We start from the raw sequence: 25,215 nt of genomic DNA on the forward strand, positions 1-25,215 counted from the left end.
AATATGGAATGCCTGAATTAAGATAACAACATCAAATGAATACGTTTTAAGGCGTGTTACCATGGATATGGGCATGAGCCAAGAAGATGTGGACGATATTACGTTGTCGTCATTCTTCTTGGCTTTTTTTGTCTGCTACACTCTTTCGCGTCTTAAAATGTTGAATACATGAGGCTCATGAGGAGGAGGATTCACCCCGGGTTTTTTCGTTCCAGGGATGGAAGGGAAAAAATAGTTATTCATTCGACGCATTATGTAAACGTTTTCAGAACAATGCTAAATTATTGAAGTTGAAAGGATGATTGACATGCTGGCTAAATTGCAAAAGCTGGGTAAATCCCTAATGCTGCCTGTGGCCACATTGCCTGCAGCTGGGATATTGCAGGGGCTTGGATTGATCGACTATCAAAAGGATATACCTTTGGGAGCTCTCGGAGCTTTTCTGAATCAATATGTAACTCCGTTCATGACGTCCGGCGCCCTGGCTATTCTGGATAATCTGCCGATTATCTTTGCGATCGGGGTTGCGATCGGATTCGCAGGGGATGCGGTTGCTGCTCTTTCCGCTCTTATCGGGTACATGGTGCTTACACGAGTGCTGGAAAAAGTACCGCTGCAAATGCCGTTTATACCGGATGACGTAAAGCTGAATATGGGCGTTCTTGGCGGTTTCTTTGTCGGTCTGTGGTCCGCCTACCTGTATAATAAATTCCACAAGATTAAAATGCCGGATTGGTTAGGCTTCTTTGCAGGCAAACGCTTCGTTCCGATTATCACGGCAGCCTCCACGATGGTGCTTGCGGTGCTGATCGGTATGATCTGGAGCCCTGTACAGGATGCGATCTCCGCCTTCGGCAACTGGGTTGTCGGTCTTGGAGGAATCGGGTCGTTCATCTTCGGTACGGCGAACCGTCTTCTGATCCCTCTGGGTCTGCACCACGTATTAAATTCCATCGCCTGGTTCCAGATCGGGGATTACACGAATGCCGCTGGCGAAGTCGTTCACGGCGACCTGTGGCGCTTCTTTGCGGGAGATCCGACGGCAGGGATGTTCATGTCCGGTTTCTTCCCGATCATGATGTTTGCGATGCCGGCAGCGGCGCTGGCCTTTATGCATACCGCCAAGCCGTCCAAACGCAAGCTCGTCGGCTCCATCTTTATCGGATCGGCCGTGGCATCGTTCCTGACGGGGATCACCGAGCCGCTTGAATTCGCATTTATGTTCATTGCACCGGTACTGTATGTGGTGCATGCGATTTTGACAGGCCTTTCCGGATTGATCATGTATGTCCTGGATGTGCATTTGGGCTTCTCGTTCTCGGCAGGCCTGATCGACTACCTGGTGAATCTGAAGCTGTCCACCAATGCTTGGCTGCTCCTGCCGGTAGGCTTGGCATTCGGCGTGGTTTACTATCTGCTGTTCCGAATCCTGATCGTCAAGCTGAACTTGAAAACGCCTGGACGCGAGGATGACGGCGAGGAATCCGAGAGTGCTGAAAGCGCAGGAGAAGTAGGAGGAGCAGTGGCCGGCAATGACAGCCAGGCTGCCAAAGTGCTGGCTAACATCGGCGGCGAGGACAATATCGTTAGCATCGATGCATGCATCACCCGGCTTCGACTTGTGGTGAAAGACGACAAGGCCGTGAACGATTCCGCTTTGAAATCGCTCGGCGCTGCCGGGGTCATGCGACTCGGCCAAGGTGCGGTTCAGGTCGTATTCGGACCTAAATCGGAGCAGCTGAAGGATGAGATCAAAAACATGACAGGGAAGTAACTTGATGAATGAAGCACAAAAGAAGCGGTAATAAAGGACGTCCGCTTCATGAATGAGTTCGAAACAAAGAGTAAAGCATCACCTTGAAGATGATTCCTGTTCTCACAGGGATCATCTTTTTTTGTGCTGTGATCTGGAAAAGTCGGAATCAACAGCTTAAACTTCAAAGACGGATCGCTATTTATTCGCTATACTAAGAAAATCCGGGGGTTATAGAATCATTCGTCATGAATCAAAAACGCTTACTTCCTTTTTACCTATCCGCCTCAAGTTCAAATATATCTTCTTGGTCGGATCTCAAATCACATAAAGAAAAGATATTGGCAGTACATAAAACTTAGCATGCAGGAGGCCCTATCGATGAACATCATGCCAGGCTACCGAAGCCTTCGACAATTAACATGGCAGTCTATCCGGGTACGAATGATTGGAGGTTTACTGCTCGTCGTTCTACCCCTGATCGGTTTTCTGTTGTATTCCAATATTTATGCCATCGACGTGGTTCGTAATCAGGTAGCCAGCTCGAACAAGGATTTATTGGCGTTGTATAGAGACCAAGTTGATGCCAAGCTGAAGGAGGCCGACGATTATCTCGTTGAATTAATGATCGGTACGGATTTGAATGAATTGGAATACGCATTGAATCCGGAGGAGCGGTTCTTCGCATCCCAACGCATTGCGGCAAATCTCTCCAGCTCGATTTCACGATATAGCGTCCTGGACGGTCTTTATGTGTACGTGCCAGCCAGTGACAACTATTATTATTCGTTCCAGAGCCGCTCGACGTATGAGGATCGGCAATTTATAAGGTCGCATGTGTACGATAGCTTTAAGATCGGCGCCACCCCATTGGAACTGAATCGGAAAAAATGGTATGTACAAAACCATAACAACCAAACCTACCTCATCCGTCTATGGAAAACGACAAACGGTACAACGGTAGGTGCCTGGTTGAATGTGCGTTCTTTTCAAACCCCGCTTGAGCTGTTGAGCGTCGGAAATAAAGGCGCTTCCCTCTTGATCGATGATGAAGGAAAAGCGATGGTCAATCAAAGCTTCATTCAGGACAGCGGTGTCGAGGTACGGCTCCATCCAGAATCCTATTACTTAACAGGCACCTCCAGCCGTTATTTAACCGTTGGAGAGCATTCGCGCTTGGGCGAATTCAGCTTATATGCCTTTGTTCCGGAAGAAACAATATTGGAGCATCTGCCCACCTTGAAAGCCATCTCTACCTTATTGCCTTTCGGGTCAGTCGCTATCCTGGTCATCGGATTGATTTTGCTTCGGAAGTGGTTGCTGGTCCCCATCAACAGGCTGCTCAGAGCCATGAATCGGATACAACAGGGCCATGTGGACACGCAGATCCGGGATTATCCTACCTCCACGGAGTTTCGTGTCATGAATGATACGTTCAATAGCATGGTCGGGCAAATTAGAAGCCTCCGGATCAACATTTATGAAGAACAGCTCAACAAGCAAAAAGCGGAGCTTCAGCATTTGCAATTGCAGATCAAACCGCATTTTTATATTAACGCCTTAAATATGATACATACTTTGGCCCGCAGAAACGATGTAAAGCGGATCGAGGACATGTCGCTTTATATGGTCCGGTATTTTCGCTATATGTTTCAAAGCAATTTGACGTTTGTTCCGTTAAAGGATGAAATTCAGCATATCCGGAACTACCTAAGGATTCAAGAACTGCGGTTTCCGGACCAAATTGCCCACGAAATCGAGGTTCCGGACTTCTTGCTGCGCACCCCTGTCCCGCCTCTGGTCATTCAGACGCTTGTGGAGAATGCGATGAAACACGCAGTGACGCTTGATGAGCCGGTCCGGGTCCAGATCCGGGCAGAAATGACCGAGGAACCGGAACCGGGGTTAATCATTCAAATACAGGATACAGGACCGGGCTTTAAAGAGGGAATGATTGAAAAAATCGCTGCCGATGAACGGATTATTGACGAGGAGGGAGAACACATCGGCTTCTGGAATTTGAAGCAAAGGCTGCGGATTCTCTATGGGAACCGGGTACAGGTGGAGCTTCGAAATGTCCAGCCCCACGGAGCCATGGTCGAACTCAAGCTTCCCTTTCAGGCGGATGGGGGAACGTCAGCTCAGGAAGGAGCCATTCCATAATGTTAAACATGATGATCGTGGATGATGAGAAACTGTTAACCGACTCGCTGAAGATGGATATCGATTGGGAGAGCTTAGGGATTGGAACCGTATTTACAGCTTATAATTCTCGCCAAGCCAAAGAAGTGTTCAAGCAAGAGCGGGTTGATCTTATCTTGTGCGATATCGAGATGCCACAGGAAAGCGGACTGGAGCTGCTCGCATGGGTCAGAACGAACTACCCGCAAACCGAGTCCGTGTTTATGACTTGCCATGCCGAGTTTAAACTGGCGCAGCGGGCGCTCCAACTGGGCAGCTTCGATTACTTGCTTAAGCCGATTCCAGACGACGAGCTTCGGGAAGTGATCGGAAATGTTGTAGAGAAAATCATGAAGGATCAGGAAGTGCAGCAATATAGCCGGATCGGCCAATTCTGGGCCCGTCATCAGCCATTGCTTGCCGAACGGTTATGGCTCGATATTATTAACCTTACGATCGCTTCGCAACCGGACCACATTCAAAAAGCGGCGGAAGAGCGAAATATTCCCTTTGACCCGCGTATGAGGCTCCTTCCCGTCCTGATCTCCGTTCAGCGCTATCACAAGCCGTTCTCTCCCCGTGACGAGAAAATTATTGAATATGCGTTGATAAACAGCGGGGAAGAAATTTTGCAGATTCATGGCAATGGACTGCTGTTCGGGCTAACCGAAGGCAAGCTGCTCGCGCTGGTTCCCTTCGAACGTGAAGTCGAATCGCATCAAAAGTCGCTGCGCAGTCGCAGCGAGGAATTCATAGCATCGTGCACGGCATGGTTTTATTGCGATGTGTCCATCTATATTGGGAATGCCGTGTACGGACATGAAGTGAGGGAAATGGTCGGCCAGTTGGTGCAGTGGGATAAAGGCAATGTGAGTTTTACGAATAAGGTCTTCGTTTGGGGGAGCAAGCAGCCTGTCCAAGATGCCATTAAGATCCCTGATATGAATGCATGGTCGATTATGCTGAAGGAGGGGCAAGGGAATCAGGTCGTAATGGAAGCCGAGGATGTTCTTAAAAGCTGGATCGGGAATGAAGGCACCGGCGCGGAAACGCTATACCGGTTCCATCATAACTTTCTCCAGATGATTTTTTACGTCTTGAAGCTTAAAGGAATCGAAGCGCATCTTCTCTTCGAAGACGAAGCGTCCGAACGTTTATACCATCGAGCGGCCCGCTCCGTGCCGGATATGATCCTGTGGGTGAGGCATACCGTCAGCAAATCGATGGAATCGATGGGCGATCTGCAGCAAACCGACTCCATGATCGATAAAGTGGAGCGGTTTATTCAGGAGCGAATCCAACTGGAGGATCTGACCCGGGAAACCGTGGCCAAGCATGTTTTTCTCAACCCCGATTATCTGGATCGTTTGTTCAAGAAAGTAGCCGGTACTTCCGTCACGGAATACATCGTGAGGAAACGTCTGTTGCTGGCACAAGATTTGCTGCTTAAAACCAATTTATCGATCGGCTCTATCGCTGCACAAACCGGTTATTCCAATTTCGCCCACTTCTCCCGCCGATTCAAGAAGCAGTTCGGCATGAGCCCTGCCGATTACCGCAAACAAGCTGCCAACAGCCCGTTTAGCGAAAAGTCGATTTGATGCAAATTGCATGTCGAAATCGGAGTAGTTGTTGGAACAGGAAGCCCCTACAATGAAAGCAGGCTCGGAACAATCCGAATCCATAAAAAAATCGTACGGGGGATGAATATGAAGAAAACGTGGGGATGGTTAAGTCTTTTACTGGCTTTGATAGTCATGGTAACCGCTTGCGGAGGAAACCAATCGAACGGAGGAGACGCTGCGTCAGGTTCGAAGGAGGATGGCGCGGCCGCCGGTGCATCGGATGCTCCATACGAAGTGGTTTATGCATACCCGACCTTTGATAGCGTACCGGCCGACATCCAGTTGGTTCAAGACGAAATCAACAAGATCGCCAAAGAAAAGATCAATGTGACTGTAAAATTGCTGCCGATAAGCAACAGTGCATTCGCCAACCAAGTAAATCTGATGATGTCCAGTGGTGAGAAATTGGATATGATTGCGATGCTTGGGAACTACAGTACTCAGGTAGCGAAAGGTGTTCTATATCCGATTGGCAATATCATGGAGGATAATGCCCAAGGAATCATCGATGTCCTGGGGACCGATTATTACAATGCCACCAAAGTCGGAGGCGTTAGTTACGGAGTGCCGAGCATCCGTGATTTGGCTCAGGATTATGGCTTTGTTTTGCGCAAGGATTTGGTGGATAAACATCGCATCGATTTGAGTCAAGTTCAAACCTTTGATGATTTCGAGAACATTTTCAAGGTCATTAAGGAAAACGAGCCGGGTATGGCCGGGGCAGCAAACTTGTCGAACGGCTCAATTCTGAGTACTTATGCTATACATGACCCGTTGGGCAATAATTTTGGAGTCCTGCTCAACAACGGACTCGATGATTTAAAGGTCGTTAATTTGTTCGCATCGGAAGAATATGAACATATGCTACGCAAGCTTCGGGAATGGTATCTGGCGGGTTATTTAATCAAAGATGCGGCAACCAGCCCCGAGTCTACGAACGTGTTAGTCGCTAATGGAAAGGCAGCGGGATGGATGTCGGCGATGAAGCCTGGATTCGAGGCGCAGGAAAGCCGAAATGTTGGAATGGAAATGACCGCCGTCCGTACCTTGCAGCCTGTAGCAAAGACGGATACGGTCACGAATGTAGCCGTCGGAGTAACCTCGAATTCGGAGAAGCCGGAGAAAGCACTGCAATTCATGAACCTGTTGTATACCGATAAAGAGATTGCCAATCTTATGGTTTGGGGGATCGAGGGCAAGCATTATGTGAAAGTCGAAGGCCATGACAATATGATCAAATATCCTGACGGCATTACAAGCGATAATGTCGGATACAAGAACTATGGTTGGATGCACGGAAATCAGTTTCTTACGTATGTGTTTGAAGGAGACGACCCAAGTATTTATGAGCAAATGGACGAGTTCAATAAATCCGCTGCAAAATCGAAAGCACTCGGGTTTTCATTCGACTCAGAACCTGTAAAGAATGAAGTTGCTGCCTGCAATAGCGTTCTTGAGCAATACCGGAGAGCCTTGGAAAGTGGAATCCTGGATGTTGATAAGGCGCTTCCTGAATTCCTCAACAAGCTTGAGAACGCCGGGATCAATAAAATTATCGAAGAGAAGCAAAGACAGCTTGATGAGTGGGCCAGCACAAATGGAATAAAATAAAGCGACGAGGCGAGACGGTCCGATCGGCGGCAGTGCCGATTGGACCGGTACTTTTATGCGGTAATTGATTAAAGAAAGGTTGTGTACTTATGACAAGACGGAGCGGGTTGAAACGGTTCAGGAAATACTCGCCTCTATATCTCCTTATGCTCCCGGGAATTCTCTACCTCATCATTAACAATTATGCTCCTATGTTCGGCATGTTTATTGCCTTTAAAAATATTAATTTCTCGGCCGGGATATTTGACAGTGACTGGGTTGGCTTTAAAAATTTCGAGTATTTGTTTAAAACGACCGACGCCTTTATCATCACGCGAAATACGATTCTATATAATGCAGCCTTTATCGTGATCGGTACGGTGCTCTCCATTGCCGTTGCCATCCTGCTTAACGAGATTAGAGTGAAGCTGCTGTCTCGTTTCTACCAGAGCGTTATTGTGCTGCCCCACCTTATTTCCTTTGTCGTTGTCGGTTACTTGGTATATGCGGCGCTGAGTTTTGAGACTGGTTTCATGAACAAAACCATTCTTCCCCTAATGGGAGTCGAAAGCATTTCATGGTATACCGAGCCGAAGTATTGGCCGATTATTCTGACCGTGGTCCAGCTTTGGAAGAGTGTCGGATTCTCCTGCATTATCTTTCTGGCTTCCATAATCAGTATCGATCCAGAGTACTATGAAGCCGCAACGCTTGATGGAGCGTCGAAATGGAGACAAATTCGGTCGATTACGATTCCGCTGATAACACCGGTGATCATCATGCTTACACTGTTGAGTATCGGGCGCATGTTCTATTCCGATTTCGGACTATTCTATCAAGTACCGATGAACTCGGGCATGCTCAACGATACCACAAACGTGATCGATACGTACGTCTACAGAAGTTTGATGATCATGGGGGATATAGGCATGGCTTCGGCTGCGGGTGTCTACCAATCCATTGTCGGTTTCGTTCTCGTACTGAGTGCAAACTATATTGTTCGTAAATTCAATAGGGAGAACGCGTTGTTCTAGACCTAGAATAGAGGTGCATTGAAAGTATGGTATATGAAAGCAAATTGCTGCAGTGGTCCGCCAATGTCATCCTTGGATTGTTTGCAGCGGCATGTTTGATTCCATTTGCTTTGCTGGTCGTTTCCTCGCTGAGCAGTGAAGCAAGCATTATCCAGAACGGATACTCCTTCTTTCCAACGGAGTTTAGTCTGGATGCTTATCACTATCTGTGGACGCATGTCGGGGAGCTTGGACGGGCTTATGGCATAACGATTCTCATCACGGCCGTAGGGACGGTGGTCAGTTTGGCGATAAGCTCCATGCTGGCTTATCCGCTATCTCGACACGATATGCCGTTAAAGAGCTTTTGGACGTTTTTCGTTTTCTTTACGATGCTGTTTAACGGCGGGCTGGTTCCAACCTACATGGTGTATACACAGCTCTTCGATATAAAAAATACTCTCTTTGGATTGCTCATCCCTGGACTGCTCATGAACGGGTTTAACGTTCTTCTAGTACGGACCTTCTTCATGACGTCTATACCGTCAGCGTTGATCGAAGCAGCCAGCATAGACGGAGCGAGTGAAATCAAAACATTTTACCGGATCGTGCTTCCGCTGTCCCTTCCGATCATGGCGACCATTGGGCTATTTCAAGCCATCGCGTACTGGAACGACTGGTTTAATGGGCTGATCTATCTAACGGACGCCAGATTGTTTGGTATCCAAACGATTCTTAACAAAATGATGACGGATATCCAGTTCCTGACGAGCAATAGCAACCTTGCCAGTACAGGTGCAGGGCAGGCCATTATGGAACTGCCAAGCACGACCGTACGCATGGCGATTGCTGCGATAGGGGTATTGCCGATTCTGATCGCGTACCCATTCTTTCAAAAGTATTTCGTTAGAGGAATCACGATCGGGGCCGTGAAATAATCTCAATGAACGAATAAGGAGGGTATTCTGCTGAAATGAACTACCATAATCCCGTGATTAGCGGCTTTCATCCAGACCCAAGTATCTGCCGAGTGGGCGAAGATTACTTTCTTGTGACGAGTTCCTTTGAATATTTTCCGGGGGTGCCTCTTTTTCACAGCAAAGATCTGGTGCATTGGGAGCAAATCGGCCATTGCTTGACACGAATGGAACAATTGGATCTGCATAATGCACGGACTTCTGGAGGAATTTACGCCCCAACGATCCGTTTTCACCAAGGCATCTTCTACGTGACGATGACCAACGTGTCGAGCGGAGGAAACTTTTATGTAACCTCGGAGGATCCTTTCGGGGATTGGTCCAATCCGGTTTATGTAGACCATCCCGGAATTGATCCCGATTTGTTGTTTGATGGGGATGGTGCGGTTTATTATACGACATCTTGGAACCAGGGGATCTATCAAAGCCGGATTGACGTGCAAACCGGAAAGAGGCTATCCGACGTCAAGCTCCTGTGGAACGGAACGGGCGGGCAATATCCGGAAGCTCCGCATCTCTATCGGATCGGGGAGTGGTATTATCTGCTTATTTCCGAAGGAGGCACCGAATACGGACATATGGTTACTGTCGCTAGGAGTCAGCGGCCAGACGGTCCTTACGAGAGCTGTCCCTACAACCCGATTCTCACTCATCGGAGTCTGTTGAAGCCAATTCAAGCTACGGGCCATGCCGATCTGGTACAGACATCTGATGACAACTGGTGGGCTGTCTTTCTAGGCATCCGGCCCGTCGGCTACCCCCCTCGCCATCATCTGGGCAGAGAAACGTTTCTGGCACCGGTAACTTGGACAAAGGATGGATGGCCGATTATTGGAGAGAACGGCATGATTGATGAAACGATGCCAGCAGGAAGTCTCCGTTTGCAATCCGCGGGGAGCTCCCCTGTAAGAGATGACTTTATAGATTTGGAACTCGCACCATATTGGAATTTCCTTCGGTCACCGAATCGGGATCAATGGTCCCTGTCCGTAAAGGAGAGCTGCTTGTCATTAAAGGGATCGGCGGTATCCTTGAATGAGGGGGGCGCTCCCGCCTTCGTCGGAAGAAAACAACAGCATTTTACGATGAAGGCTTCGGCACAATTGACGTTTACGCCGCATCAGAACGGCGAGGAAGCAGGATTAACCGTGTTTATGAACGAGCGTTTTCACTATGAGATCGCTCTAACGCGACTCGACGGTCATCGAAAGATCATCTTCCGCAGAAGGATCGGAAGCTTGTGGAAAATTGAAAACGAGGCTCCCTGGTATGCAGATACAGTTGTGCTTACGATTCGCGCCGACCAAGAGATGTATGCCTTCGGATTTTCCAGCAGCGGCCAGGATCCGTTTTGGTTCGGGGAAGGCGAATGTGCCATGTTAGCCGCGGAAGTTGCCGGCGGGTTTACTGGAGTACTTATTGCCATGTATGCTACAGGCAACGGCGTTCCTTCCGCTTCGTGGGCCCACTTTGATTGGTTTGATTATCAAGCCATTCAATAAATGTTTTGATCCGTCATTATAGACACATTCACAAGTTCTTGAGATTGCCCCGATTTTCGATGACGGTCGTTACGCTCAGCTTGAAATCCAGGTTGGGATAGTACCCGGATCTCCATTCCTGAAGCTGTTCCCGGGTCAAATGTTTTCTGAAGTATTGCCCCAGGGCTAAGATATCGGCTTGTTCTTTTTGCGTTTTCCGAAACAACTTATTCAGTCGAAGGGTAAGGAGCTCTTCAAGCTTCTCGTTGATCTGCGCTTCCGTCGGATGTCCCCGGGAATCCAAGATGGTGACTTTCAGCCTGAGATGGCTTCGAAGGTAAGGCTTCCCGTCCTTTAGCCAGCTTTGATGGGTAAGCCGGTTGCTTGTGATTTGCACGGTTGCGCTATCCATGACCTCGATTTTGCCGAATGCGCTTTTTCCATAAAAGGCATTAGCCACAAGCGTTTCATCGGTTCCGATTTGGCCTGTCATCCGTCCGTTCTTGATGATGGCCGAGCCTGTGCATTCGATGCTTGTGGATACGCCAGAACGAATGATCGGGACGATCACGTCATGCGTATAGGAATGAATGCTTCGAAACAACTGCCATACGCGCGTGTCGGCCAATTGGGGGTTCCAGCCGGCATTTTTCTCGAAATAATCATAGATGATACTGCCGCTTTGCTCCGATTTCGCTTGCATTTCGGAGAAGAATTGGTCTAGAGGCTGATCACTGATCGCAAACAGCGTTTTGGCGGAGATATCCCGGGAGCGGTTAAAGGCGGAGATGATGTCCTCCATCCCTCTTCGGGCAATGCGTTTATCTGCAATAACGATCTTCAAATGGAGCAGATCCACCTGGGTCTCCATATTCATGCTTATGTCATCGATGATTTCATTGATCGTGTCGCCGGTTTCCGAAACGATGCTGACCGAGCTCGTCTCATTCGTTGCCGGAATGTCCAGGTACACCTTATATTGATTCTCTTCAGTCAGCGAAATGCCCATGATGACCGGGAGCGAGCGATGGTTTATGTCCTTGTTATCCCAGCAGCCGGCAAGCAGGGGCACCGCTGCAACCAGTAATAGAATGAGCTTGATTGCCTTGCAGGGCTTAGCCGGGCTGTCCATATGCGGGTTGTTCATCTCCGACTTGTTCATATTAAGTAACCTCCGTAGCGCGGCTTGTTTTATGCTTGTGCCGCCATCCGATAATGAACGTGATCAGGGGAACGACCAGAAATACATACATCCTCAGAGGGATGATCCAGCCCTGAAGCTTCTTAAGAAAATCCCAATTGGGAATGGCCATGGAGATGGCAAACAATCCCGCAGTCAGTACAATTAACAGGTAGATATTCGGGATAACCGGAACGGCCCGCTTCGTAAGCGTTAAAAGCACCCATAGCGTGACACCCAGGTACAGGAGCGCAAACGCCATCAGGCTCAATAGAAAGAAAATCGTGATCCGGTCAAACAAGAGCCACGTGATATTCACGGTATCGATGGTCATGAGCATAGGGAACTCGTACATTTCCGCGGTTGCTTGCCCAAAGGTCAGCAGCGGCAAATATACGGATAACAGGAACATGGGCAGGAGGAGGAGGCAGCCCAGCATCATTTTTTTTATGCTGATATGTATGGATGCAGGTAACAGTCCCAGAAAAAAGAAGCCGCCTGCATATACGAATAAACTGACAAGAAAATCAGGCTTTATCAAGAACCGGAAGGTCTGCTCGTGATCAATGATCGGCAGCAAATAATACCAGTCCACGTTTTGAAAGCTGAGGCAGAGGACAAACAAAATGGGAAAAGTAAACAGGATGGCCAAGAGCACCCCGGTGCGTGCCATACTGGCCATTCCTTGCCAGGCCATAAGAAAGGCAATGCCGATCAATAGCAGCTGGATCGCCCACAGCGGCGTGCTCGATAAAAAGACCAGGGTCAGCATCTCCGAATACGCTCGCAGCGTGATAATGATTGCTATGCCAAAGTAGACGAAGACGGGAACCAACAACAGCCAAGCGAACAATGCTCCGGCGCTGCGGAACATATCAATGACGTTCTTCCGGGAAGTCCAGGCGAGCCCCTTTAGATACAGGAAAAGCGCAGCTGCATGGAGCGCATAGCTGATCCCGATGCCGATCCAGTGCCCCATATCCATGGCTGTGAACAGATCGGACGGGTAGAGGAAAAAGATTAGCCCCATATGACAAACGACGTATAAGATGGCTGCTTGATAACCGCTCTTATCCATTTCGCTCATCCTTTTTATTGAATGCAGGCAGCGATAAGTAAGGAACGCCCATGCTTGTTTGATGACCTAAATAAGCACACACGACAACGATTCCTGCAAGAAGCCCCAGCATGCCATAGATGGCGGACAAGATGATCAGCACATATTTAAATACGCGTAAAGTCACCGAGTTCTGAAAGCCGACCACCGTTGAGGATGCAATGGTTGTACCGGCCAGAACGATAATCAGCAGATTGCTGACAAGTTTGGCCGATACGGCCGCCTGGCCCAATATGATACCGCCAACCATCGTTATGGTAGGCCCGACGCTTTTGGGAAGACGGACACTTGCTTCGAGAATGAGCTCCAGAACGATGAGGAGCAAGAGCGTCTCGACAAAGGCAGGGTAAGGGACATCCTGTCTGCTGTTTGCAATTGATAAGGCCAGTTGAAGCCTCAGAACCTCAGGATTGACGGATACCAGGGCAACATACAGTCCGGGAATGATCGTAGCGATCAAGGCGCCAATGATTCTGAGGAGCCGGATCAGGTACATAAAGGGGAGAGCGTAATTATAATCATCCTTCAAACGGAACATATCCATGATATGGCTAGGCAAAATAATCGCGAAAGGATAACGGTCAATCATGCATACGATTTTGCCTTGCTGAAGGGAATGGGCTGCATTTTGCGGCAATTCCGTCATGTTGAAGCTGGGCAAGAACGACCATGGATTCATTCCCAGCATGTTCCCGAGCTGCTGAATATGATGAACCTCCTGATCCTGCCCCTCCTTGATTTTTGCTTGAACGGAACGCAATAACCGGGAGTCGACCCGATCCTCCTGATAAATTAAAAATAATGACCTGGGATGATGCTTTCCGACCTTGTACGTTTCTACTTGCATGGAGGCCCCGGAGCACTGCTTACGCAAAATGCCGATGTTTGTATCGACATCCTCCTGAAAAGCGCTGCTTGCGCCATACAGCGTATTTTCGGTTTCGGGTGAAGTAACGGAACGGGTGACATTTTTGGGGATCGGCAGGACGGAGCTGCAGGTTCCGGACTTGGGTTCGAATAGGATCAGATTCCCCTTCATGATGTCAGGGACGATCGCCTCCAGCTTGGGCTCCACAAGCTTGCCCAATATGTTCAGAAGAGCGGCAGGCTGAAGCGAAGCATGGTCCAGGTTCGAGGTTTGGGTTTGAAGGGATGCGATGCTCTGGGGAAGATCAACCAACGAATCCAAACCGATCATCTGAACTTGGTATTGCAGCAACCGAATATCAACATTGAAATAATCGGCGTTTCCATCAAAATAGGCAGCCAGCCTTTCTTTAAGCTCCATCCCGATATCACTCCCCAGTCCAACGATTCATAGATATCATTTCCATTTCAGCCTTCGGTTTATGCATTCGTATGATGCGCCAAATCAGTCTCGGGTCAGAAGAGCGATGGGAAAGATTCGAAAAGTGGGGTGAGCGGAGGATTAAAAATCGAAGAGCGTATATGTAATGCAAGAAACCCTGCGCAAGTACAGAAAGTGCAGGGTTTCCATGGCCACCGGAGTAAGGAAATTAAATTTTCGCTTCTATTAAATTACCCGGCCTACCGGTTTACATTTTTGCGCTGACCCCAATAACGAAGACTTACATGAACGTCAATCTCACGCAGCGATGCTGGATGCACTACCCGCTTCTCCTTCCTCAGCTCGTCCCATAGACTGGGATCCGTTCTGCGAAGCTGGAGGCCTAATTGATAGGGGTCGGCATGAATGGCCGCGGTTTTCAGGAACGTATTCTGAATTTCCTCCCGGAGCGTAGCCTCGGTTAACCTCCTCATTTCGTCAATCCTCTTTTTCTGATAAATATTCTGCACCATCCCATCAACGTTCAGTTTGATCCGGTAAAAGACCTCTTTCCCTTCGCGTATAACCTCTATGGCGGATTTCGGATTCTCCAGGTTAATGCTGCCAGCGGCCTTGTTTCCGGACAGTACGACGAGGGAAGCGCGCGTCTCCGGCGTAGACAGCCAGCGGGCACCGGTAAGATCGGAACGATCCATCCATCCCTTTAGGGTCTGATGCTGGATCAGAAATGCGCCGTTTACTTCAAGCAGCGGATGCTGCTTTAAATTTTCCGTCCAGTTTTCCGTGGAAATATGGAGGGAGGGAAGAACGACGGTCGCGGCATGTTCACGGTAGAGCCGGATAAAATTCACGAATTGGATCGGGCGGATAAACGAGAATTGCCGATAGCTCTCCTGCGGCTCATGGAGCAGGGAATGCAGCGGCGACAATTGGAAAAAAGGCGACACGGTAAACAGATCATCCATCGAGTCCTTGGTTCCGTAAACCCATTTGGTATAGCGGATCTCCTGCGACCGGTTCGTCATATCGAATACTTGGGACAACCGTTCGGGCGCCAGTACGGCCTCGCTGAGAACCAACGCCGTAACATGTCCCCAGGAAACCCGCTGCTGGCTGGCTGTGTAAAGGTCGATCAGCGCATCAGAGAGCGTGCCGCCGCTTCCTCTGCCGACCCATATCGGGGCCGTCTCGGTCTGCTTCGTCCCTTCCTGTTTGGCGATCGTCGCAAAATCAAGCATCTGGACATAAATGATATACTGATCTTCCTTGTAATCGATCCCGAGCGCGGTAATATAATTGATATCCTGAACCTCTTTGTTGTCCCAGCAGCCTGCGAGCAGCACGGATATGATGAAGAAGAGGCATAGGAGCTTTTTCATATCGCCCCGCCTTTCTTCCGTTTTTCCGGCAGTCTCATCAGGTTCCGCACGACCTTGGATAGCGAGAACGGGGAGAAGGGGGCCAGGAAAGGCTGTCCGAACGGGCGGTGATGCGCCGCATACTGGACGATAAAGAACACCGATATGAAGAAGCCGAATAATCCGAGAATGGAAGATAAGCCAAGGATGAAGTATCGCATAATCGTCTGCGTGACGACGAAATCCTCGTTGTTATGGGTAGAGCCGGCCACAAAGGACAATGCGCCGATCACCGTCATGGTCGGGGAGAAGAAACCGCCCCGAATGGCAGCGTCCCCGATAATGATGCCGGATACGACCGTGATGGTAGAAGCGATCGGAGAAGGCATCCGTATGCCGGCTTCCCGAAGCAGCGTTAGCAGAAACAGAATGATCAGCATTTCGAATCCGGTCGGAATCGGAAGGCCGAGCCGGGTATTGGCGATCGTAGCCAGGAGCGGGAACGGGATCTGGTCTTGGTGAAAGGACACAACCGTGATATAGAATCCCGGCAGCATGATGGAGATCAGAAAACCCAGCAGCCGGAGCAGTCTCCAAGGAAACACGTAGTAGTATGGCATTTGGGGATCCTCAGTCGCGAAGAGAAGCTGCATGAGGCTGGCCGGCGCGACCAGTACGACCGGACTTCCCTGCATGATGATGATCAACCTGCCGCGCGTCAAGGAATCATAGGCCCGGTCAGGGCGGCCGGTATAATCGAACATCGGCAGCACGCTGTACCGGTACGGAGATATATGCTCAGCCAGCTCTGCGATGCCGGTAGGCGATTCCCCATTGAACGATTGAAGCTTCTTGGTAACTTCATCCACCGTCTCAGGGATGACTTTATCTTTGAGATACATGATTCCGATAGAGGTTTTACTCCGGTCACCCAGCTCAAACGCGGTAAAGACGAGATCTGTCGTTTTCATGCGTTTGCGTATAAGGGCTACATTGGTGTCCAATTCCTCCACGAATCCGTCCTTGGGGCCTTTGATCGAGGTTTCGGAGGAGCTTTCCTCCGGGGATCTTGAAATATTATTCGCCGCGCTAAATGAATACAGCTTGTCGCTGCTTGGGAAATAAAGCGCTACGTCCCCTGAAAAAACATGATCTACTAATGCATCCTCATCCGTTATGGGATCCAGACAAAGCTCCAATTTCAGCTCGGAGGGATCGAAGGCTTTGTGCTGAGCGCTGCTAGCTTTCCATTTGTTATGGATGACGGGCAGAATGATTTTGGAGATCAACGCCGAGTCGCTCATGTAGACGTTATAGATCATTACGGCCCAAGGCAGCTCGGCACCGTCGATAGCAGGGAACGTTGAAATGAGGATATCGTCGCAATCGGCAAAACGTTCTTGAAGACTTTGCACGGTGATCATGATGAATGCTCTCCTTTCGCTGTGCTGTGCCGCGGTTGTCTTCGAATCAGGAGGAACATGAGTATGCTCAATACGGTGAGGTAAATGCTGGAGATCGGCAAGAAATAGTCGGCCATGACATAGTACATCTTCAGATTGCTGATAGGCGATGCGCAGAGGATGATCATCAGCAAGGAGACCGCCAGTATACCGACGCTTCGCTTCGAAGGCGGCAGCAGCGTCTCGCACAGCAAATAAATCGACAGCGAGATGGAAATATAGGCTCCGCTCAGCCACTGAAAGATCGACAGAAAGTCGACATGCTCAACGAATTTGCCGAGCTTTACGAGGCGCCACTGCTCATAAGCCGGATACCGCTGCAGTTTCATCTCTTCAGGTCCGAATTCTGCAATGCCGCCGATTGTGGGACCGAATGTCAAGAACACAAGCACGGCATGAATGGCAAGCACCGTCAGGAAACGGGGCTTTTTCTGAAGATGCGGCCTGAGAAACAGGATTAAAATAAACTGCGACAGCCCCCCGAACATGACCGGCAGACCCTCTAGGACCGGGGTGAAGCCATGCTCAAGAACCGGCATAAGATAGTGGTAGTTCTTCACTTTAAAATTTGCAACGGATACAAATATGCCAAGAAGTACAACGATGGGCAGCAATATTCCCGCTGAGATGCCGACCGTGCGTAATCCTTGCCTCGCGGTCACCAAACATAGCAAAACCAGAATCAAGGACGTGGCGACGACGGGGGTCTGAAGCAAATAAGTGGATTTCGTCCAGTCGATCACTTCTTTCAGCGTATAGAAGGCAAATGCGATGAAATAGAGGGAGGCCATGCTCATGATAAGCACGCGTGCCGCTTTGCCGCTGCTTTCGTCGATGGCTTGCCGGATCGTCCGGTCTCCGAGCTTCCGAATAATGCCGTAAATCAGAAGCACCCATGGAAGAAACAAAACGCCGGAAGCAAGAATCGTGATCCAGGCGTCCCGCCCCGATATTTCGATCAGCACCGGAATGATCATGACGTGGTTCGTCAAACCGGCTGTCAGCATCATCATCATAAATGCCTGATTCGTTGGAATTCCCCCTGACATGCTCATCCTCCTTGCCGGCTTTTATACGGTTTAGAGTTCTCGGGGAATACCCAAAATATGCGATCTCATCCAATACGAAGGAACACAACGTCAATCGGCAGGTTCCCTTGAAAGCCATAAATTAGGGCGAGCCCCGGTACATAAAGCCATTCGCATCCCTGCATAATAAGGTAAGCTTTTGTAGGATTACAAGATTGGGGGATGCATGCGTGAGCAGAGAAAGGAAGTCGAGGAAAAAGGTAGGAACATTGAAATGGTGGCAGCTATCCCTCCTGGGCGTAGCGTCGACCATCGGGACAGGCTATTTCCTTGGATCGGCGCTTGGTATCCGGGTTGGCGGGCCGGCGTTTCTAATCTCGATCGTCATAGCCGCCTTCGCCACCTATCTCGTATTCGATATGCTGGCGCGAATGACCGCGGATGACCCGCAGCCGGGCTCGTTCCGAACCTATGCAAAGCAGGCTTACGGCAGATGGGCTGGATTTTCGACAGGGTGGATGTACTGGTGTGCGGAGGTGCTGATCATGGGGAGTCAAATGACGGCGCTCTCCATTTTTTCGCGCTTCTGGTTTCCGGACGTCCCGATGTGGATATTCGCTTGCGGCTACGCGGTTCTCGGACTATTTGTCATATGGATCGGCAACAAGGGGTTTGACCGGCTGGAGAATGTGCTGGCCGTTCTGAAAATTGCCGCGATCGTCATGTTCCTGGTGATTGCCGCAGCGGCATGCTTCGGATGGCTTCACGGGGGAGCAAGGCCTCAGCTGCCTGCGACGTGGGGGGATTTTTTCGCTGCAGGAGGAAGAGGGCTGTGGGCGTCATTGATCTTTGCTTTCTACGCGTTTGGGGGAATCGAAGTGATGGGAGTGATGGCCATCCGGTTAAAGAACCCGAAGGAAGCTCCCAAGTCAGGAAAAATCATGATTTTGCTGTTGTCGATCGTCTATATCCTATCCATCGGGCTTGCCGTCATGATGGTGGCATGGAACCGTTTTTCACCGGCCAAAAGCCCGTTCGTTGTTGCGTTAGGGTCGTATAACCTTCCCTTTATACCGCATGTCTTCAACGCGGTGCTGATTATTGCTGGATTTTCGACGATGGTGGCTTCACTGTATGCCGTGACAACGATGCTGGTCACGTTATCCGAAGACCGGGACGCGCCCAAGGTATTTGCCGTAAAGAAAACCAAGCGGAAAACACCGGTGTTTGCGCTGGGGCTTACGGCAGCCGGTCTTGCCGTATCGATCATACTGTCGCTTCTGATCCCCGGCAAGATTTACGAGTATCTTACGACTGCCGCCGGTTTAATGCTTCTGTACAACTGGTTCTTCATCCTGGTTACGGCAGGGAAAGTCATCCGGCTCACCGTTTGGGGACATGTCAAACGCTTCGCCGGCATGCTAATGATCGCTGCAGGAGTAAGCGGCACCGCATTTCATCCGACGAGCCGTCCGGGACTGTGGATCAGCTTCGGCTTTATTATCCTCATCGGCATCGTCGTATTGTTCATGCAGAGGGTTTGGAAGAAATCCGCCCAGGAGTCCAAGAAGCCCGGCAAGCCCAAGCTGCGTCCGAAGCCTGCCCGTTAGAACAGCATCGGATACAGCAGCGACACCGCACGAATGCCAAAGTACAAACCGAATACAACCAATGAGAGGCCAGAGAGCACGGAAATCACCGATATTGCTCTTTGGCTTAAATATTTTCGGAACATGCTGCTGACCATGGCCATGAAGAAATCCCACAGGACGACGCCTGAAATGACGGCAATACTGTAGATGAAAAGCTGGCCAGTACCATTGTCGGCCGCCGTCTTGGCCAGAATGGAGCCATAGATGCCGAGCCAGAACAGAATGGTCATCGGATTAGAGACGGACATCAGGAATCCGGAGACCAGCGTTTTCATAATCGATTCCCCGCCGCTGGCTGAGCTGACCGTTACCTTTCTTGCATTGATGATGCTTTCCACGCCTGTATAGATGAGAACGAATGCGCCAAACAGCCACAGGAACGTCTGCATGAAAGGGGTGCTCAGGAAATGAACGACGCCCAAATATACGAGGATCATGTACAGGATATCCGCCAGCACGGCACCGATTCCAAACATCCAGGCATGCCAGAACCCTTTTTTGATCCCTTGATCGAGCTGGGCTGCATTAATCGGACCGAGCGGCGCAGAGAGCGAAAGTCCCAGAATGATATAGCTGAAAATCATGCTCATGACAACAAATTCCTCCTCTATAACGGTTCCCGAATTTTTTGCACTGCTTGTACGGAAGATGGCTCGTACCATTCTATTCACGGGAAAGCCCATCTAAGAACATCCAATATAGAAAAAAAGCGTACGAATCCGTCGGCTGCCCTGAGAACGGGAAGCCGTTATTTTTTTGCCCGTATTTTGATTCGTCGGCCGATTTTGCTAGGATAGTAGTAGCGATGCCTTCGATACCGTAGAGGGATCGAACCGGCAGCGAAGAGGAGGGATAACATGAGCAGGCCTTACCAAATCGTCGTGGTATCGGATACCCATATACCCATGCGGAGCAAGCAGCTCCCGTCTCGGCTGGTGGAGGACTTGAAGGAAGCGCAGCTTATTTTGCATGCGGGCGACTGGTCGAGCTGGGACGTCTATGAACAGTTCAGCCGCTATGCTCCGGTCGAAGGCGTGGCCGGCAATACAGACCCGGAGGAGATCATTTCGAAGCTGGGATACCAGAAGATCGTTGAGGTTCTCGGTCATCGGATCGGAATTGTGCATGGACACGGAAAAGGCGGGACGACGCCAGAGCGCGCCCTGAAGGCATTCGAGGGAAGCGGAGTGGATATGATCGTATTCGGTCACACCCACATTCCTTATATGGAATCGGTACGGGGCACGCTGCTTTTCAATCCCGGCTCTCCGACCGATAAACGAAGACAGCCTCAATACTCGCACGGCATCATTCGGGCTGCCGAAGGCCGGTTGGATGCGGGACATGTGTTCTATGACCGTACATAAAGCAGATTCAGTCATATACTGATGGTAAGTGAATCGGTTGCATGCTTTTAATTCCGGAAGCATCGGGTTAATAAATATGAGTCCTTGATGGATACACATGATGCAAGTGAGAGGATGGCTATGGTAAAGGAAGAACAGTTCGAGCGAAGAATCCAGATCGGCCTGTCCGGCTGGGGAGATCATGACAAGCTGTACGATGATGGAGCGAAGGCCTCCGATCGGCTGGGCATGTACGCACGGCACTTTCCGATCGTGGAGATGGACAACTCGTTCTATGCGATACCCTCTCCGGAGCAGATGGACAAATGGGCTCATGCCGTGCCCGCCCATTTCGGATTTATTGTCAAAGCCTATCAAGGCATGACCGGCCATGCCAGAGGCGGCACCTTGTCGAGATATTCCAACACGAGAAGCATGTTCGACGAGTTCCGGGCTTCGGTAAGGGCCCTTCAAGCCGCCGGCAAGCTGAGAGCGGTGCTGTTTCAATATCCGCCGTGGTTTGGCTGCGAGCGGAAGCATGTGGACATTTTGAAACGGACGCGTGAATGGATGGAGGATCTGCCGGTTGCCCTGGAATTTCGCCATCAGACCTGGTTCGCTCCCGAATTCCGGGAGAAGACGCTGGATTTCATGCGAAGCGAGGGGTGGATTCACAGCATTGCCGATGAGCCCCAGGCCGGAATCGGATCGGTACCGGCTGTCCTTGCCGCAACCCGTCAGGATGCGGTTATGATTCGCATGCATGGCCGCAATGAGAAAGGGTGGCAAACGGGCGGGCAGCCGAATTGGCGGGAGGTCCGTTATTTGTACAGATACAATGAGGAAGAGCTTGCGCAGTGGAAGGAATCCGTGCTGAAGCTGCTTGAGGAGACGAGCCAATGCTGGATTATCTTCAATAACAACTCGGGAGGCGATGCATCCGATAATGCGAAGCAGCTCCTTCGCATGTTTGGAATGGACAGCGGACCCGAACCGATCAGGCAGATGGATTGGCTGGAAGAGGATATTTTTACTGATTAATGACTTTAAATGTAAACCAAACAGGGAACTGGAAGCCGTTGTCCGAAACCGTCATAAAATTGACGCAAATCCATCTGTTTATGAGATCATTATTATATATAAAGGGTATTTTCGGTTCTGCGGTCAAGTGTATTATAATGAAATCGTAAGAAAGTGTTTTGCGAATGTAAAAAATGAAATTCCGTCCATGAACTATCAAAATAATCTGACGGAGGGAGTCAGCGATGAAGACCCTTGACAGTAAGGCAGTGGGACCATGGCAAAAATATCACGGTCCGAACCTGGGGTACATTCAAGATCAGTACGAGAAGTTTTTGCAAGACCCGCAGTCTGTGGAACCAGGATACCGTGAACTGTTCGCCAGCTGGGGACCGCCCCCTGCTTTGGAAAACAATGAAAAGAAAGCGGATTCGCAGGGACAAGGCGTAGGACTTGACCCGCAATTGCTTAAGAAAAGCGTAGCCGCCGGTAAACTGGTATGGAACATTAGAACATACGGCCATTTGGCCGCCGTCATCGACCCGATCGGAATCGGCGGTGAAACGGATACACGACTGCTTCAGCCTGAAAGCTATCAGTTAAGCCAAGCGGATTTGGCGGCCTTGCCTGCCGAGATCGTCTGGGAGGAGGCTCCCGGCGATGTCAAGAACGGTTGGGATGCCATCCAGCGGCTGCTGAAACTATATACTGGAACCATTGCATATGAATTCAGCCACATTCATGATGAAGAAGAACGGAAATGGCTTAACCAACAAGCGGAGTCCGGACGCTTCCCGCTTAACCTGAGCGTCGAAGAGCGTAAGGAGCTCCTGAAGAAGCTGCTGGAGGCCGAGCAATTCGAGGAATTCCTGCACCGTACCTTCGTTGGTGCAAAGCGCTTCTCGGTCGAAGGGAACGAAGCGCTGGTGCCGCTGCTTGACGAAATCGTCCAGCAATTAGCGGAAGTGGAGGTCAACTCGATCCTTGTCGGCATGGCGCACCGCGGACGTCTGAACGTGCTTGCGCATATTCTCGGGAAGGATTACACCAAGATCTTCTCCGAGTTCATGCATTCGCCGAATAAGCATCTGGTGCCTTCCGAAGGCTCGATGGGCATGAATTACGGCTGGACCGGCGACGTGAAATATCACTTGGGCGCCGATCGTTATATGAAGAAGAACGAGGCCCGCGAGGTTCGTATTACGTTAGCCAACAACCCGAGCCACCTGGAATACGTCAATCCGGTCGTTGAAGGGTACACGCGCGCGGCTCAAGAAACCCGCAGCGAAGCCGGCTATCCGAAGCAGGACGTCAACAAGGCCGTCAGCATTCAGATTCACGGCGACTCTGCGTTCCCGGGCGAGGGAATCGTACCGGAGACGCTCAACTTCAACAAGCTGCCTGGCTTCCGTACCGGCGGAACGATTCATATTATCGTCAATAACCGGATCGGCTTTACGACGGAAGGGAAGGATTCGAGATCCACGCATTACGCCAGCGATCTGGCGAAAGGATATGAAATCCCGATCATTCACGTGAATGCGGACGATCCGGAAGCATGTATCGCTGCTGCCCGTCTCGCGAGCGATTACCGCAACAAGTTCAAGAAGAGCATTCTGATCGACCTGGTCGGCTACCGCAAGTACGGCCATAACGAGACTGACGATCCGGAAACGACTCAGCCGCTGATTTACCAGAAGGTGAAGAATCACCCTACGGTCAGCACATTATATATGAAGAAACTGGTGGATAGCCAGGTGCTGTCCCAAGCGCAGGCGGACGAACTGAAGAACGCAGTGGTCGAAGTGCTGAAAGCTGCTTATGAAACCGTGAAATCGAAGGATTCGGTGGACTCGGTTCTGCTCGGCATCAACCCGTCCGACGAGAACTCCAAGAAGGAAACGGCTACGAATGTATCCGCGGAACAGCTTCGTGCGATTAACCGCGAGCTCCTGCAATGGCCGGAAGGCTTCACGGTATATCCGAAGCTTCAGCGCATCCTGGAGCGCCGCAGCAACGCGCTTGACGAAGGCGGGAAGGTAGACTGGGGCCATGCAGAGACGCTGGCGTTCGCTACGATTCTTTCAGACGGCAAGCCGATCCGGATTACCGGACAGGATGCTGAGCGCGCAACATTTGCGCACCGGAACCTGGTTCTGCATGATGCCGCGAATGGAGATACGTTCTGCCCGCTGCACCGTTTGCCGCAGGCAAAGGCATCGTTTGCGATTCACAACAGTCCGCTTACAGAAGCAGCGGTTGTCGGCTTCGAATACGGCTACAATGTGTATTCGCCGGAGACGATGGTGATTTGGGAAGCGCAATACGGGGACTTCACGAACTGCGCCCAAGTTATCATCGACCAGTTCATCTCGGCAGGCCGTTCGAAGTGGAGACAGAAATCGAGCCTTGTCATGCTGCTGCCGCATGGATATGAAGGGAACGGTCCTGAGCATTCCAGCGCAAGACTCGAGCGCTTCTTGCAGCTGAGCGGGGAAGATAACTGGACGGTGGCTAACCTGACGTCGGCCGCGCAATACTTCCATCTGCTGCGCAAGCAAGCGTCGCTGACGGAAACGGACGATGCCCGTCCGCTCGTGCTGATGGCTCCGAAGAGCTTGATCCGGAATCCGCGCGTTGCATCGCCGGTTAGCGCATTTAGCGAAGGCGGCTTCCAGAAGGTGCTGGAGCAGCCTGGTCTCGGACAATCGCCGAAGAAGGTCGAACGCCTCGTGCTGTGCTCGGGGAAAGTGGCGATCGATCTGGACGAAGCACTCGACAAGCAGAAGGGCGAAGATCACTCCTGGATTCATATTGCGCGGGTGGAACAGCTGTATCCGTTCCCGAAAGAAGAAATTTCGCGCATTATGCAAAAGTTCCCGAATCTCAAGGAAATTCTGTGGGTTCAGGAAGAACCGCAGAATATGGGCTCCTGGAGCTTCATGGAACCAAGAATCCGCGAAATCGCGCCAAGCGGCGTAGAGGTTCGTTACAACGGACGACCTGAACGGTCCAGCCCGGCCACCGGATATCAGGATGTACACGCATACGAACAACAGACGATCATTTCGTTTGCCCTTAATCGTAAAACTATAAATCAACAGATCTCATTGGGGAGGTAG

General features: G+C 50.4%; 18 protein-coding genes. 11 read left to right on the plus strand and 7 right to left on the minus strand.

Annotated features, from left to right (window positions below; all coding sequences use genetic code 11):
- Window positions 1-307 precede the first annotated feature (307 nt).
- From nagE to BBD41_RS25610, 7 genes are all read left to right on the plus strand, one after another.
- Window positions 308-1,774: an N-acetylglucosamine-specific PTS transporter subunit IIBC gene (nagE, locus tag BBD41_RS25580; RefSeq protein ID WP_099479370.1), complete on the plus strand. Its 1,467-nt coding sequence runs from the start codon at window positions 308-310 to the stop codon at window positions 1,772-1,774.
- 360 nt (window positions 1,775-2,134) lie between these two features.
- Window positions 2,135-3,916 carry a sensor histidine kinase gene (locus BBD41_RS25585; protein ID WP_077566998.1) on the plus strand — a complete coding sequence of 594 codons (1,782 nt, stop codon included), beginning with the start codon at window positions 2,135-2,137 and terminating at the stop codon, window positions 3,914-3,916.
- Complete coding sequence (locus tag BBD41_RS25590) at window positions 3,916-5,535, plus strand: response regulator transcription factor (protein WP_077566997.1); 1,620 nt, start codon at window positions 3,916-3,918, stop codon at window positions 5,533-5,535. The genes BBD41_RS25585 and BBD41_RS25590 overlap by 1 nt, the downstream gene beginning before the upstream one ends.
- Window positions 5,536-5,643: 108 nt before the next feature.
- Window positions 5,644-7,170, plus strand: a complete 1,527-nt coding sequence (locus BBD41_RS25595; protein ID WP_099479372.1) for an ABC transporter substrate-binding protein — start codon at window positions 5,644-5,646, stop codon at window positions 7,168-7,170.
- A gap of 89 nt (window positions 7,171-7,259) precedes the next feature.
- Complete coding sequence (locus BBD41_RS25600; RefSeq protein WP_077566995.1) at window positions 7,260-8,183, plus strand: ABC transporter permease; 924 nt, start codon at window positions 7,260-7,262, stop codon at window positions 8,181-8,183.
- Window positions 8,184-8,209: 26 nt separating this feature from the next.
- On the plus strand, window positions 8,210-9,100 hold the full coding sequence (locus BBD41_RS25605; protein ID WP_077566994.1) for a carbohydrate ABC transporter permease: 891 nt from the start codon (window positions 8,210-8,212) through the stop codon (window positions 9,098-9,100).
- Between the two features lie 35 nt (window positions 9,101-9,135).
- Window positions 9,136-10,641, plus strand: a complete 1,506-nt coding sequence (locus BBD41_RS25610; RefSeq protein ID WP_099479374.1) for a glycoside hydrolase family 43 protein — start codon at window positions 9,136-9,138, stop codon at window positions 10,639-10,641.
- Window positions 10,642-10,669: 28 nt separating this feature from the next.
- On the opposite strand, the gene BBD41_RS25615 is transcribed toward BBD41_RS25610, so the two are convergent.
- The 6 genes from BBD41_RS25615 to BBD41_RS25640 all read right to left on the minus strand — a co-directional run bounded on the left by BBD41_RS25615 (window position 10,670) and on the right by BBD41_RS25640 (window position 18,096).
- Window positions 10,670-11,782, minus strand: a complete 1,113-nt coding sequence (locus BBD41_RS25615; protein ID WP_099479376.1) for a Ger(x)C family spore germination protein — start codon at window positions 11,780-11,782, stop codon at window positions 10,670-10,672.
- A 1-nt stretch (window position 11,783) separates the two neighbouring features.
- Window positions 11,784-12,878, minus strand: coding sequence for a GerAB/ArcD/ProY family transporter (locus tag BBD41_RS25620; protein ID WP_099479378.1), 1,095 nt, complete (start codon window positions 12,876-12,878; stop codon window positions 11,784-11,786).
- Window positions 12,871-14,205: a spore germination protein gene (locus BBD41_RS25625; protein WP_099479380.1), complete on the minus strand. Its 1,335-nt coding sequence runs from the start codon at window positions 14,203-14,205 to the stop codon at window positions 12,871-12,873. Before BBD41_RS25625 ends, BBD41_RS25620 begins: the two co-directional genes overlap by 8 nt.
- Before the next feature lie 260 nt (window positions 14,206-14,465).
- On the minus strand, window positions 14,466-15,605 hold the full coding sequence (locus BBD41_RS25630; RefSeq protein ID WP_099479382.1) for a Ger(x)C family spore germination protein: 1,140 nt from the start codon (window positions 15,603-15,605) through the stop codon (window positions 14,466-14,468).
- Window positions 15,602-17,008: a spore germination protein gene (locus BBD41_RS25635; protein WP_099479384.1), complete on the minus strand. Its 1,407-nt coding sequence runs from the start codon at window positions 17,006-17,008 to the stop codon at window positions 15,602-15,604. The genes BBD41_RS25630 and BBD41_RS25635 overlap by 4 nt, the downstream gene beginning before the upstream one ends.
- Window positions 17,005-18,096, minus strand: coding sequence for a GerAB/ArcD/ProY family transporter (locus BBD41_RS25640; protein ID WP_237086923.1), 1,092 nt, complete (start codon window positions 18,094-18,096; stop codon window positions 17,005-17,007). Before BBD41_RS25640 ends, BBD41_RS25635 begins: the two co-directional genes overlap by 4 nt.
- Window positions 18,097-18,305: 209 nt before the next feature.
- On the opposite strand from BBD41_RS25640, the gene BBD41_RS25645 reads away from it, so the two are divergent.
- Entirely contained in the window at window positions 18,306-19,685 is a 1,380-nt protein-coding gene (locus BBD41_RS25645) for an amino acid permease (protein WP_099479388.1), read from the plus strand.
- Here BBD41_RS25645 and BBD41_RS25650 read toward each other — a convergent pair.
- On the minus strand, window positions 19,682-20,317 hold the full coding sequence (locus tag BBD41_RS25650) for a LysE family transporter (protein WP_077566987.1): 636 nt from the start codon (window positions 20,315-20,317) through the stop codon (window positions 19,682-19,684). The genes BBD41_RS25645 and BBD41_RS25650 overlap by 4 nt on opposite strands.
- A gap of 267 nt (window positions 20,318-20,584) precedes the next feature.
- On the opposite strand from BBD41_RS25650, the gene BBD41_RS25655 reads away from it, so the two are divergent.
- The 3 genes from BBD41_RS25655 to BBD41_RS25665 all read left to right on the plus strand — a co-directional run bounded on the left by BBD41_RS25655 (window position 20,585) and on the right by BBD41_RS25665 (window position 25,215).
- On the plus strand, window positions 20,585-21,094 hold the full coding sequence (locus tag BBD41_RS25655; protein ID WP_099479390.1) for a metallophosphoesterase family protein: 510 nt from the start codon (window positions 20,585-20,587) through the stop codon (window positions 21,092-21,094).
- Between the two features lie 120 nt (window positions 21,095-21,214).
- Entirely contained in the window at window positions 21,215-22,114 is a 900-nt protein-coding gene (locus tag BBD41_RS25660; protein WP_077566985.1) for a DUF72 domain-containing protein, read from the plus strand.
- A gap of 224 nt (window positions 22,115-22,338) precedes the next feature.
- Window positions 22,339-25,215: a 2-oxoglutarate dehydrogenase E1 component gene (locus tag BBD41_RS25665; protein WP_077566984.1), complete on the plus strand. Its 2,877-nt coding sequence runs from the start codon at window positions 22,339-22,341 to the stop codon at window positions 25,213-25,215.

The sequence above is a fragment of the Paenibacillus ihbetae genome (assembly GCF_002741055.1).
In the GTDB taxonomy this organism is placed as follows: domain Bacteria; phylum Bacillota; class Bacilli; order Paenibacillales; family Paenibacillaceae; genus Paenibacillus_AQ; species Paenibacillus_AQ ihbetae.

Coding starts and splice junctions, on each gene's coding strand:
- BBD41_RS25630 (WP_099479382.1), bottom strand. CDS start 15,605: ATGAAAAAGCTCCTATGCCTCTTCTTCATCATATCCGTGCTGCTCGCA.
- BBD41_RS25640 (WP_237086923.1), bottom strand. CDS start 18,096: ATGTCAGGGGGAATTCCAACGAATCAGGCATTTATGATGATGATGCTG.
- BBD41_RS25610 (WP_099479374.1), top strand. CDS start 9,136: ATGAACTACCATAATCCCGTGATTAGCGGCTTTCATCCAGACCCAAGT.
- BBD41_RS25655 (WP_099479390.1), top strand. CDS start 20,585: ATGAGCAGGCCTTACCAAATCGTCGTGGTATCGGATACCCATATACCC.
- BBD41_RS25650 (WP_077566987.1), bottom strand. CDS start 20,317: ATGAGCATGATTTTCAGCTATATCATTCTGGGACTTTCGCTCTCTGCG.
- BBD41_RS25605 (WP_077566994.1), top strand. CDS start 8,210: ATGGTATATGAAAGCAAATTGCTGCAGTGGTCCGCCAATGTCATCCTT.
- BBD41_RS25590 (WP_077566997.1), top strand. CDS start 3,916: ATGTTAAACATGATGATCGTGGATGATGAGAAACTGTTAACCGACTCG.
- BBD41_RS25585 (WP_077566998.1), top strand. CDS start 2,135: ATGAACATCATGCCAGGCTACCGAAGCCTTCGACAATTAACATGGCAG.
- BBD41_RS25660 (WP_077566985.1), top strand. CDS start 21,215: ATGGTAAAGGAAGAACAGTTCGAGCGAAGAATCCAGATCGGCCTGTCC.
- BBD41_RS25615 (WP_099479376.1), bottom strand. CDS start 11,782: ATGAACAAGTCGGAGATGAACAACCCGCATATGGACAGCCCGGCTAAG.
- BBD41_RS25620 (WP_099479378.1), bottom strand. CDS start 12,878: ATGGATAAGAGCGGTTATCAAGCAGCCATCTTATACGTCGTTTGTCAT.
- BBD41_RS25625 (WP_099479380.1), bottom strand. CDS start 14,205: ATGGAGCTTAAAGAAAGGCTGGCTGCCTATTTTGATGGAAACGCCGAT.
- BBD41_RS25665 (WP_077566984.1), top strand. CDS start 22,339: ATGAAGACCCTTGACAGTAAGGCAGTGGGACCATGGCAAAAATATCAC.
- BBD41_RS25595 (WP_099479372.1), top strand. CDS start 5,644: ATGAAGAAAACGTGGGGATGGTTAAGTCTTTTACTGGCTTTGATAGTC.
- BBD41_RS25600 (WP_077566995.1), top strand. CDS start 7,260: ATGACAAGACGGAGCGGGTTGAAACGGTTCAGGAAATACTCGCCTCTA.
- BBD41_RS25635 (WP_099479384.1), bottom strand. CDS start 17,008: ATGATCACCGTGCAAAGTCTTCAAGAACGTTTTGCCGATTGCGACGAT.
- nagE (WP_099479370.1), top strand. CDS start 308: ATGCTGGCTAAATTGCAAAAGCTGGGTAAATCCCTAATGCTGCCTGTG.